Origin of the sequence: Actinocrinis sp., from assembly GCF_035938995.1 — a bacterium.
Lineage (GTDB): Bacteria > Actinomycetota > Actinomycetes > Streptomycetales > Catenulisporaceae > DASZGI01.
Map to the genome: position 1 here is coordinate 1 of NZ_DASZGI010000279.1, position 11,889 is coordinate 11,889.

7 protein-coding genes and 1 pseudogene are annotated in these 11,889 nt (G+C 68.7%); 4 read left to right on the forward strand and 4 right to left on the reverse strand.

Annotated elements, in window-relative coordinates:
- Positions 1 to 219 (reverse strand): helix-turn-helix domain-containing protein (locus tag VGZ32_RS19165; RefSeq protein WP_326887456.1); only part of this gene is annotated, 219 nt, incomplete at its 3' end.
- Between the two features lie 340 nt (positions 220 to 559).
- Between VGZ32_RS19165 and VGZ32_RS19170 the strand changes: the two genes are divergently transcribed.
- Together VGZ32_RS19170 and VGZ32_RS19175 are read left to right on the forward strand one after the other, a co-directional pair.
- On the forward strand, positions 560 to 1,849 hold the full coding sequence (locus VGZ32_RS19170) for a hypothetical protein (protein ID WP_326887457.1): 1,290 nt from the start codon (positions 560 to 562) through the stop codon (positions 1,847 to 1,849).
- Positions 1,836 to 2,201: a hypothetical protein gene (locus VGZ32_RS19175; protein ID WP_326887458.1), complete on the forward strand. Its 366-nt coding sequence runs from the start codon at positions 1,836 to 1,838 to the stop codon at positions 2,199 to 2,201. Before VGZ32_RS19170 ends, VGZ32_RS19175 begins: the two co-directional genes overlap by 14 nt.
- Before the next feature lie 14 nt (positions 2,202 to 2,215).
- Here VGZ32_RS19175 and VGZ32_RS19180 read toward each other — a convergent pair whose 3' ends face one another.
- The 3 genes from VGZ32_RS19180 to VGZ32_RS19190 form a co-directional block, all read right to left on the reverse strand.
- Positions 2,216 to 4,804, reverse strand: a complete 2,589-nt coding sequence (locus VGZ32_RS19180) for a hypothetical protein (protein WP_326887459.1) — start codon at positions 4,802 to 4,804, stop codon at positions 2,216 to 2,218.
- 185 nt (positions 4,805 to 4,989) lie between these two features.
- Positions 4,990 to 9,243, reverse strand: coding sequence for a hypothetical protein (locus VGZ32_RS19185; RefSeq protein WP_326887460.1), 4,254 nt, complete (start codon positions 9,241 to 9,243; stop codon positions 4,990 to 4,992).
- Positions 9,240 to 9,983: a hypothetical protein gene (locus VGZ32_RS19190; protein WP_326887461.1), complete on the reverse strand. Its 744-nt coding sequence runs from the start codon at positions 9,981 to 9,983 to the stop codon at positions 9,240 to 9,242. Before VGZ32_RS19190 ends, VGZ32_RS19185 begins: the two co-directional genes overlap by 4 nt.
- Positions 9,984 to 10,498: 515 nt before the next feature.
- Here VGZ32_RS19190 and VGZ32_RS19195 point away from each other — a divergent pair.
- Positions 10,499 to 11,512, forward strand: a complete 1,014-nt coding sequence (locus tag VGZ32_RS19195; RefSeq protein ID WP_326887462.1) for a UDP-N-acetylmuramate dehydrogenase — start codon at positions 10,499 to 10,501, stop codon at positions 11,510 to 11,512.
- 221 nt (positions 11,513 to 11,733) lie between these two features.
- Positions 11,734 to 11,889: pseudogene (locus VGZ32_RS28785) on the forward strand ((2Fe-2S)-binding protein); the annotation flags it as partial.

Genomic DNA, 11,889 nt, shown 5'->3' on the forward strand with positions numbered 1-11,889 from the left:
CCGCAGGAGCAGCAGCGTGTCGTTCATGTTCCGCTCGCTCGCCACGAGGAAGAGGTCCTTCTTCGTCGGAAACAGCCGGAACAGGTAGGGCTGCGAGACGCCGACCCGCTTGGCGACCGCCGCCGTGGTCGCGCCCTCGTAACCGTTGCGCGCGAACACGAAGATCGCTTCCTTGATCACCTGTTCGCGCCGGTCCTCGGCGGACATCCGGGGGCTCATCGCTGGCGCCCTCCTTCATGTCCGTCCGACTCGGTCGGCGCGTGCCGATAGGGCTCAAGTTAGTGACTGATAACTATCATGTCAAGTCCCTTCACCAGACCCGGTTCGGGTCCCAGCGTGACACTGATCCGCTCGCCCACCCGTCGCGGATCAGCACGGCCAGTCGCAGAAAGTGGAGGGTCGGCGTATCCGACGGCCCCGACGTGCGCAGCGCTATCCTCTTCCGATTTCTTAGGCTTTGATTTCGTGGGCACTGCGTCCGTGGAGTACACAACGCCGTCGGCTGGCAGGGCCGTTCGGACCGGGCGCATGGCTGTGGGGCGTCAGTAGAGTGCTACACGTGACGGACGACGAGATGAACCCGCGGGTGTCCAAGGCAGGCGCCGACCGGGCGCATCACGCCTTCGACCTTGTAGACGAGTGGTTGTTTGGCGCCGCGATGACGGCCCTGCTTTCTCTGTCCGGCGAGGAGATGCCCGCGGCTGGCGAGGCACTCCCCTTATCCCGCGCCGACATGCCCTTGTTCAACGAAGACCTGCCGTCCTGGGTACATCGTGTCCTGGCCGAACCCGGTACCGGGCTTGCCGGGGTATCGCCGCACCACCTCGACGTGTTGCGCGGGACCCTCGCGGTCGAGCGCATTGCCGCCACCGAGTTCAACTTCCGGGCACGCGAGGGCGGGGAATACGTCGAACGCTCGCAAGCTGCCATCGCTGCATACGACACTGCGAAATCCGGTCGCATCGTGGAAGCGGGCGACCAACTCGGCCTGGTGACACCAAGGCCGCCGCGATTCACCCAGTACGCGGAAACGCTCGTCCTCGGTGGCGGGTATATGCGTCCGCTGCTGCGGGCCCGGCACGCGCTCAAGCTGCGCGACGACGGCATCAACCTCGGTCGGCTGAGCTTTCTAGGCAGTGCTCGACAGCTGATCTCCGAGCCAGCTGAGCGCCCGGTGGCCGAGGACTATGCGCCCGGCGCCGTTGATGAGTTCGACCTGCTGATCGGCGCCGCTCGCACGACGTTCGCAGTACACGCGACGCCGCTGCGGTTCTTGTGCGGGTGTACCTCGGCGCGGGGGGAATGCCCGCGCTGGCGCAGCCGGACCGGCCCGTATGACGGCCAAGTCCGGCCCGAGTACACCCATGAGCGGCATGTGGAGCTTGTGGACGCCGAGGGTCTGCCGCTGGGATCGGTGTTGTCAGCCAGCACCGGCCGCCCGCCACACCGGCCCAACACAGCCGACACGCTTGCACTTTGGGCAGAGTCCGGCACGCCGTATCCGGGACAGCGCGTCCTCGTGGTCACGTCGCAATACTTCGTGCCGTTCCAGACATTCGACTGCCTCAGGCTGCTCTACCTGCCGTACGGGGTGGATGTGGATGTCGTCGGCTTCGACGACCAGCTGCCAGACCGCGCCGAACTCCCGGGTTACCTGCTCATGGAGACCCTCTCCGCGATCCGATCCGCGCGCCGTCTCCTGGTGGATGCCGTTGCCGCCCTGAGTCGCGCGGTGACCGACGAGCCCTGCCACCCACCCGCCGGACCGCCGCCCGCGGCACCGCGCGGATATCTGCACCGGCCGGAACCCGCTCATACAAGGGGCGGCAGTGACGATGGCGGGCGATGATCCCCGGCAGCAGGCGGAAGCCGAGTCCAGTGCGCTTCGGCGGCAAATCGGCGCAGCGGTCGCCATGCCGGACGGTTCCGACGTCACGGCGCGTGCCCTGGCGAACGCGCTGGTCGCGGTCGTCCAGGAGTATCTGGAACGCACCTCGGGGCCGGAGGACGTCGAACTCTTCTTCGAAGTCCACGGACGCACGCCCACGCAGGTCACCTCCTGGCCGGCGGGGATCCTGGCCGACTTGCACCGGCACGGGATCTCCGCGCAAGACCGAAGCGTGATCCGCGACCGGGCGGCCGTGCGAGCGATCGAATACATCGCGTCGCGGTCGCCACTCGCCTGGGGAGAAGAGGGTTGAGGCTGCCGGAGCGGTCACCAACCGACTGTCGCGTCGCGGGCCTGGGGGGCGAACGCGATGCGCGACACCGCGCCACGACGGAATTTCTTCGGCTTGCGCCGGACCGGGTTGGCGTATGCGGCCAGCCATTCGCTGTACCTGCCGCAACTGGTCTCGTCGAGTACCCGGCGCACCCTCTCGACTTGGATGACATCGAGGATGCCCGTGTCGTACCCGGAGTCGATAAGATACTGTCCGCAGGCGTCGAGGTCGAGGTTGCCAGACGTGCGCGGGCGCAGATGGTCTGGGGTGGCCTCGTGGTATTGGCGGGCGCCGGTCGCCGGATGTCTGAGGTCGCCGGACAGGAACGCGTAGTGCATCGCGATCCGGGTCATGTCGGCGAAGTTCAGCTTCGTGAGATTCCGCAGCCTCAACATGTCGTGGAACTGGCCCGGGGTGGCCATGATGAACGCCCGGACGTCGAGCTTGCTCGTGTCCGGGAACGCCAAATGCAGCATCGCCCAGAGAAGCAGGGTTCGCATGCCCATGGACGCGGTGGACGCGGCCGCGGTCGCCGGGTAGTTCAGTCCCTCCTCGCTCAGCAGCCCGGACACCTGGAGCTCCCGGATGTCTTTCAACCGCTGCACGGCGAGGTTCGTATAAGTCAACGACGCCGACGCCAGATCTCGCATGTACGCTCCATGGCGCGCCTGCTGAACCGCTGACCGGCCGGTGACGGCGAAGGTCAGCTCAGCCTCCGCGCTGCGCACAAAGACGCCGCCGGCTTGCAGCAACGACAGTTGAAACCCGGTCAGCGCGGCTGCGATCCGGCTGACCGACTGGACGGCCTCGAAGTGCGTCGCCTCGTACAGCGCGAGGCTGCCGTACCGCACCGCGTCGTGGGCCACCCGCTGCGCGACGTCGAAGTTGTCGTGCTTGTTGTCGGCGAGCGGACGGCTGCGCAGGATGCGGGTGATCGGCCCGACGAGGTCGTGGGCGAGCTGGCCGCTCTTGACCGCGCGCAACCGGGTGTGCAGCGGCTCGTAGACGTTCCGGATGCGTTCTGGATCCTGCTCGTTCGCCACGAACCAGCCGAGTTCGGCGAACGATCCGGCGATGACGAGGCCGCCCACGACGTCCGGCCGCTGCTCGAGCGCCCGCCCGCTCGCCTCCAGCAACTGCCACCGGGCCTCCGCCGCGGCGACGTGGTCGAGGCCATCCGTGATCCTGCCAGAGGTGAGGGCGCGCACCGCAGAGGGGAGCCGGTCCTTGAACTCCTGGATGAGCCATTCCGGCCCGTAGTTCTTGCCGCCGTCAAGGAAGTTGTGCGCACTGTAGACGAGTCGGTCGACCTCGTCCGGGGTAGCGTCCACGTCTGATGTGCTGACGAGCGGGCTACCGATGCGGTGGGCGCTCGCCAGCCTGGTCAGCAGGTCCTCCAGGAAGGTCGCGCGCGTACCCGCCTGCACCCGCGAGGCCTTCTCGGTCTGGGCTTGCAGCAGCTCTTGGAGACGCAGCATCCGGGGAGTGTCCCGTTGGCGGGCAAGCGTGTCGGCGACTTCGTCTACGATGATCGCCACCTGCTCGGCGACCGTCGTCGGCAGATCCGCGGTTTTCTCGCGGACGTCAGCGATCGCGAGTTCGAGCAGCGCGCCGACCCGGCGGACCGCGGCGTCCTCGGCAGCCGGCGCCACGCCTTCGAGGTCCCCGCCGTATGCAGCGCCCTCTTCGGCGAAAGTACGGAAGACCGCGCGGAAGTCCGCGTACTCCACCCCCAGGCTCTCCAAAGCGCCGTCACGATGGCGTTGGTCGAGGATGTCGTAGTCGATGCAAAGCCGGCGTAAGACCGTGAGGTCCCGCGGCTCGTTCCAGAGAGCGCGGGTGTCGTCGCAGACCCCGCGCGCCGGATCGTCACCCTCCTCGAACACCGTCTCGGCATACGCCCCGAGCGTGACACCGGCGGCCAGGACGAACGCCAGCCGGGTGATCCTCGCCGTCGGCGCCGCCGAGCCGTCGATGATCGCGGAGTCGAAAAGCCGGATCTGGCGCGCCACCCGGCTGGTCAGCAGCTCGCGCATCTGGGTGTCGAATCGGCTGGGCTTGGGCTCTCCGAAGCGCACGCCCACATTGAGCAGCGCCGCGACCCCGCGGTCGACGAGGCGCCCAGCGGCGTGGTCCGGCTCCGGCGACAGATCCTGCTTGGCCAGATAGGAGTAGTCCCAACAGCCGACCGGCGCCGGCCGATCGTCACCCCAGCCGGATGCCCGACGCACGTGTGGAGCTGGATCAGCGCGCCGTGGCGAGGCGGCGCTCCGCCACCGGGCCAACGCCCGCGAACGGACGGACAGGCCCCACGACACAAGGAAGACGTCGTATTCCTCGGACGCTGGCTCCTGGGCCGGTGCGTCAGGCCGCGGCGCCAGCCAGGACAGCAGCGAACGACGTATGTCGTCGACGCGCCGGAGGGCGCCCTCCTCTGTTAAGAGCTGTCCACCGACCGCCGACATGACCGCGCCGACGGTCTCAGACGGTAGCCGTGCCAGCGACACGCCGTCCAGCAAGGCCGCCCAGATCACCAGCGCTCCAGCAAGGACATACTCACGGTCGTGCGCATCACGCCTCATCCTGGATCCCTGTCCCCCCGGGTAGCCGCAGGCGGCCTGTCCGCTCCGCGGCGCACCAGTTCTGCAAGTTTCGCACTTGTTCCGCCTGCTTTTGGGGCGTTCTCCGATATCAGCGGTCTGCCTGATCACCGCACTTCACAGCGCCTCGGCCCTTCGCGTGCCGATCGTTCGCTGGAGACAACGGCTCACCGTCGGTCGGCCACCGCCAGGAAGCCGTTACCCGCCATCACGATGCGGAACCCCGGCCGACCGGCGTCCACGGCGAGCGCTCGAACCGCAGTGGGCGTTGGCAGTTCCACGCCGATCTGCACATTGGCGCTGAGGTCCCAAACACGCACTGCGGCATCGTCGCCGCCGGTCAGCGCGACGGCCCGACCGTCCCCCAGCACTCCGGCGGCGACCGCGGCCACCTGGCCGACGTGTCCCGTCATCCGGCGGCCCACCGGGGCCATCCGGAGCGGATCCCACATGCGTACGGCGCCGTCGCGCCCGCCACTGACCACGACTGCTCGCCCTTGCACGACCGCCGTGGCGAGTGCGCGCACGCCGCCTTGGTGGCCGCGTACCGATTCGCCCAGGGGTTCGTGCCGCTCCACGTCCCACGCCCTGAGTCGGCCGTCCCGCGTTCCGGTGACGGCGATCGGACGACCGTCGGGCAGGCATGTGGCGGCGACCGAGGTGATCCAGGTGTCGGCGGCCGGAGACGACGCGATCGCCGACACGCACTCCAGATCCCAGAATCGGACGGTGCCATCCATTCCACCGCTGACGGCCACGAGACGGCCGTCGACAGTCATCACGGTGTCCAGTGCGAGCACTGGTCCGCGGTGCCCATGGAGAGGGCCGCCCACCTGCGTAGCATCGAGCGAATCCCACACCCGCAATGTCGCGTCCCAGGATGCGGTGACGACAACCACTGTTCCGTCAGAGCGAACTGCCGTGCGGACTGCGACCACAGGCTTGCGGTGCCCTGCCATAGACACCCTGGTATGCATGCTGTCCGCCAGGCTCCATAGGGTCGCGTCATCGGCGTCGCTGCCCGTGACCGCGAACGCACTGCCGTCGGGATGGATGCCCACCGCGATGGACGAAACGCGGTCTCGCTCCCGCGCCGCCACGATGCCCGCCACTGGCTGCTCAGTCAGGTTCCATGAGCGAATGGTGCCGTCCCGCCCCCCGGTTATCACGGTCGGACCCGTCTGCGGCAGCCGAATCGCGGCAAGCGCGGCCACCGGCCGTCCATGACTAATCATGGACTCGTCGTGCAGTGCTTGCGCCGCTAGGTCCCAGACCCGCACCGTCGGGTCCTCCGCACAGGTCACCGCGCACGCGCGACCGTCGGGGAGCGTGGTGGTCGAGACAGCCCAAACCGTGCCGGCATGCCCGCTCAACGCACTACCGCGTTCACCGCGATCGATGAGGTCCCAAATCCGAACCGTCTCGTCGCGCCCGCCGGTCACCGCTACGGGACGGCCGCCGATCGTCGTCGCCGATACCGCGGAGACGGGGCCGTCATGCCCGACCATCGGGCCGCCGACAGCGCCAGCCGTCCTGGGATCCCAGGTGCGCACCGTGCCGTCGTCGCCGACGGTCACCGCCGTCACGGATCCATCGGCGCCCGCAGTCACCGTGGCGATCGCGTTCACCGGGCCGGAATGGCGCTCCACCGCCTCGCCGATCCGAGCACCGGTCGCGAGATCCCACGAAGCGAAGCGCCCTTGCCGGGAGCCGGTGACCACCACCGTGCGGCCGTCGGCCAGCACAGCCGCCCCGAGCGCGCAGATCGCCCCGGGATCCGCAATGGCGAGCCGACCGTGAAGCGGCGTGGACATCAGGTCGACGACCCACACACCGGCGGCGTCGCTCACCGCGATAGCGACCGGTTCACTGCCGGGCGGCGTCACGACGGCGAGCGCCGAAATCGAGCCCACAACATTCGCCACGGGCTCCGCCACGCGCGTTCCGCCGGCGAGATCCCACACGCGCAGCCCGTCGGCGCCCCCGGTCACGGCGACGACCCGACCGTCCGCCGAGCCTATGGCGGCGACCTTCGTCACCGCCGGATGCGAACCGAGAATCTCGCTCATGTCACGCGATGAACTCGCCCACGGCACCGTCCAGTCGTCGTCGAACACCGCCTTGTCCAGCGGCGCCCCGTACAACGCCGAGAACATGCGCAGAGCCGCGGCGTTGAACCGGGGCCGGTGCCAGTCCCAGCGATGCGCCACGCGGCGTACCGCCGACGACAGCGGCAGGCCGGTAGCGGTCGGATCCGCCTGGCGCAGCCGCGTGGGCTCCGCATACGGCAGAAACCAGTCCGGAACAGTCTCCCGGTCAAGTGCGCCGCCGGCAGCGGCGTGTTCGACCAGGTGACGGCGGACGTACTCGGGCAACGGCACACCGGTCCCCGTTCGGGACCAGCGGCGCTCCGGCTTCAGCACCGTGGCGATCCGGGCCTCCACCTCGGCGATGGGCTCCCGCTGCGACGGTACCTCCTGGCCGACGAGCACCCACGGGCGGTCGCGCAGCGCCTGGCGGACGGTGTCGTCGGCGATCCGGTACGTGGTGATTCCGTCTTCCTGGTCGGTCGTGAGATACCCCGCCAGCGGTAACGCCAGCAACGACTCGATGTCCCGATCCCCGTATGTCGTGTTCACCGCGATCGCCGTGGCGACCTCGGCCCACACCCGGTACCAGGGGACGCCGGCTCCTTGCCCGAAGGCGACCGCTCGCAGTAGATGAACGGCGCGCTCTCGATCAGGCGGCGTGCCCGCCGTTCGGGCAATGTCGTCGCGCACGATGCCCACCACGTGGTCATCGAGCACAGCAAGCCACCGGGCGTCATCGGGGTCGACGATCTCCTGGCGCCTGGCCAGGGACGCCGCCGCGGTACCTGCGAACAGGTACGACGCATCGGCCCTCGCCGCGATCCGTGCGACGACACGATCGACCGCCTGATCGTCGGCCGTCCGGTACGGAGAGCCCGCCGCGGCCACCAGGACTTCCCGCGCGAAAGCGGCCACATCGTCCTCGTCTACGAGCGGCCGCTCGTCGAGACGCACCCGTTCGGCGCCAAGTACCGCCTGCGTCGTATCGGCGATCGCCCCTCCGATATCGCCGCCCGGGGAACGGACTCCGACCAGGAGACGCACGCGCCGGGGTGCGCCCGGGGGATCGAGCCTCGACAGCACCTCCTCGACCACCGCGCGCGGATTGTCCGCCTCCTCGAGCGCGTCGACCACAACGGTCATCAGGCGGTCGTGTGTCCGCAGCCACGCCCACCAAGCCTCCAGCAACTCGAGAACATCGGGGATGCCCGCCGCGTCGTCGGGTCGGCGGACACCGACCGCGGTGCAGATCTGGTCGAGCACCTGGATCGTCAGCTTTCGGGTGGCCAGAACCGCCGCGTCCACCGACCCGACCTGTGGCCGCAGCGCGGGCGGGACGGCGGCGACCTGAGTCGCATAGCGCCCGACGAACCCGGCGTCGGCAAGAGTGACCAGTCGGCTCAGAACCGCGGACTTCCCGGTGCCGGCGCGGCCGGTGACGAGCAGGGTTCCCGGGTCGCCGCGGGTGAAGTCGAGCACGCGACGCATGACGTCCGGGCGACCGGTGAAGAACCAGCCGGGATCAGCGTCCCTCGCGACGCCGCGGGACCGCGGGCTCCAGTGGGCGCTGAGGTCGGCGAGGCGGATGGCCGGGCCGACGTCGGGCCCGGGCTTCCAGTCGGGGTTCGGCAGACACAGGCTCTCCCCACGGCTGGCGAAGCGGGCCTGGAGCGGCGCGATCCGCTGATCGGGCGGAAGATGCTCCTCGATCGCGGCGACGAACTCGGACGCGACGAAGTAGGGCCCGTGGTTGAACTTGGGATTGGTGCGCGCGTCTGCGAGGAATTCGCGGACGGCTCGCGCGAGCACGCCCACGCCGGCAGCTTGACCCCTGGTGGCGCTGGCCAGCAACAACCAGGTGGGCTTCCACTCGACGTCGCTGTCGAGCAGGGGGCCGAGCGCTTGACCGGCGTAGCAGAGGTCGATGATGACCAGCAGGTGGTCGACGTCCGACTGGATGAGCCACTCGATCATCGTGGCCGTCGACATCGCGGTCGCGGCCGACTGCCGCTTGACCGTGCCTTTCAAGGCGATCATGTGTTCGCGGCCCTTGAAGCCGTGGCCGGTCACGTAGACGGCGACGGCGTGGGCCGGAGTCCAAGGGGAATCCGGCCGGATGAGCGCGTCTTTGATCATCTCGTATGTCGGCTCGTACGCCAGGTCCTCGCGCTTGAACGCCCGTGCGCCGAGGTCCGCTCCGCACAACCACCGCTCGAACTCTTCAACTTCGTCACGGACCGGAAGCGATGCGAACTCCGGGTCGTCGTAGACGCCTGTCGCGACGGCGATGAAATGGCGGTGCAGCACTTCCTCGTCGTCGACGCCGGTCATGGCTCGGCCAACCCCGGCGCTCGCTGCAACACCGCCTCCCCCGTGACGCGTTTGGCCAGATATCGGGTCGCCGCGTGGGCGTCCGCCTGATTGTTCACTCGCTCGTCGGCGGTCCACGGCCACCAGGACCGCAGATCGCCTGCGCACGCCACCGGGTCACGCGGGTCGCGGACGTTGACCCAGCCCGCGATGTGCGCGGGCCGGGCCTCGGCGGAGAAGTTGGAATCGGGCAGGCGGGAACGGATCATCCGCAGGCCGAGCGGGGAGCCGACGGTGAGGAGCAGGTCCAGCTGATGCTCCGGGTGCCGACGGACGTACTCCCAAGCGACGACCGAACCCAGCGAGTGGCCGACGAGGATCCTGCATTCGGGACCTACGGCCGCGTCGACCCGCGCGTCCGCGTCGTTCTTGAGCTCCTGGTCGCATAGATATCGCCGAACCTGGCGAAGCTCGCCGAGATAGAGCACGCCCGCGCTGACGCCGAAGCGGCGGTCAAGCGCCCGCATCACTGCCTGAAGCGGGAGCGGTGACCGCGTATGGCCCTTGTCGGGCGTCGCATCGGCTGCGGCCAGTTCGGCCGGAGAGAGCGCCGCAGACGCGGCAGTCACCAGATCCGCGCATTCGTCGTCGGTCAGATCGTCAAGAAGCCGGTCCGCGGTATCGGCCAGCGCCTTCCCCCCTGGCGGCGGCGGGAGGAACAGGTCTCCGTAGTAGGCGACGTCAAGCGGCGGGAGCGCCACCGCGTGCCGACACGCACGCTCGAGTCCGTCTGCAAGCGCCCGTCGCCAAGGGTCCGCCAACAGATGACGGCCGAGTTGCTCCTGGGCAATGCCGTGAATCCCGATGATGAGCGACACGCGTCCCCCAGCCGATCCCGGCGCGAGCGCAGGACGAACTGATCCGATGTCAGCAGATTAGATGTCAGAAGACTACACGAGAGCACTTCACAGATCCGGCATTCGATATCACCCGTCCCGCGCTGGCGACATCTGATTCACGCTCTTCGAAGTCAGCTGGGGCCCGATGGCGGCAGTAGATCGCGCGATCTTTCGCCGCAACCCCCGTTAAGTTCGAAGAGGGTTTATCCCCATTCCATAAGCAGCGGCGCGACAGGGCGCCGAGGCCGGTCGGGGTCGGCTGCGGGGGCCCTTGACCCCCGGCCGACTGATCGACCTAGACTCTTCCGACAGCGCGCGGGCCGGCGCGGAGCACCGTCACGGTTCGGGCGTACCGCCCCCGGATAAGCTAGGCGACCGTGACCATTACCTTTGCTGACCTGACCACGATGCGGATCGGCGGACCGGTGGGACGGCTGCTCGCCCCCCAGTCCACCAAGCACGTGATCGAGTTGCTGTGCGAGCTCGGCGGCGACGAGGATCCGCTGCTGGTGATGGGCGGCGGCTCGAACCTCGTCGTGGGCGACATCGGGTGGCACGGCACGGTCGTCAAGATGGCGTCGACCGATCTCGAGATCGACGGGGACCTCGTCACCGCCGCCGCCGGCGTCGAGTGGGACCACCTCGTCCACACCACCCTGTCCGAGGGACTGACCGGCCTGGAGACGCTCTCCGGGATCCCGGGCTCGGTCGGCGGAACCCCCGTGCAGAACGTCGGCGCCTACGGCACCTTGACCTCCGACCTACTCGACTCGCTGTCGGTGTACGACCGCGAGGCCGGCCTACTCGAGAGGTGGGCCCCGGACCGCTGCGGATTCGGCAGCCACCGGCAATCTGTCTTCAAGCACAGCGACCGCTGGGTTGTGACCGACGTCACCTTCCGGCTCAAGCGCGGGACGCAGTCCAAGCCGATCGAGTATGCCTTGTTGGCCGAGACGCTAGGGATCGACATCGGAGGGACCGCCGCGCCCGCGGACGTGCGCGAGGCCGTCCTCGCACTGCGCCGCGACCGCCGAATGGTGCTGGACCCGCGGGATCACGACACTTGGAGCGTCGGCTCGTTCTTCATCAACCCGGTGCTGGAGGAGGTACCGGCGCGCGCGGCACAGTGCCCGAGCTACTACGACATCAAGGGCGTCAAGCTCTCCGCGGCCTGGCTGATCCACAACGCCGGCTTCGCGCCCGGATACGGGCTCGACTGGGGCAACGGGACGGTCGCGCTTTCCAGCCGGCACGCCCTCGCGGTGACCAACCGCGGCGGCGCGACGACCTCCGACGTGATGAAGTTCGCCGCGCATATCCGGGACGGAGTCGAAGCGTGTTTCGATATCCGGCTCGGCCCGGAATGCGATCTGGTCAACTGTTCCTATTGACTATTGAAAGTGTCGACGGGCCCCAACAGGCCCGGTGATATGCTCCGTCAGCATCAGGGACATGCCGCGGTCGCACCGCGGGCCCGGACCACGGCCCTCCCCACGCTCGAATATCCGGGTTTCCGACCCGTCTTTTGGGCATGTCATCAGCCCGGGTCATTCCATGCGCACAGTGCCCACCGAGGTGGAGCGAGAGAGAAAAGGGACGAACGGTGCTACAGATCACCGGGACCGGTCATGCCGGGATGCGGATCGACACGCCCGCCGGAAGCATCCTGTGCGACCCCTGGGTCAACCCCGCCTTCTTCGCGTCGTGGTTCCCCTTCCCGGACAACTCCGGGCTCGACTGGGAAGCGCTGGGCCGGGTCGACTACCTG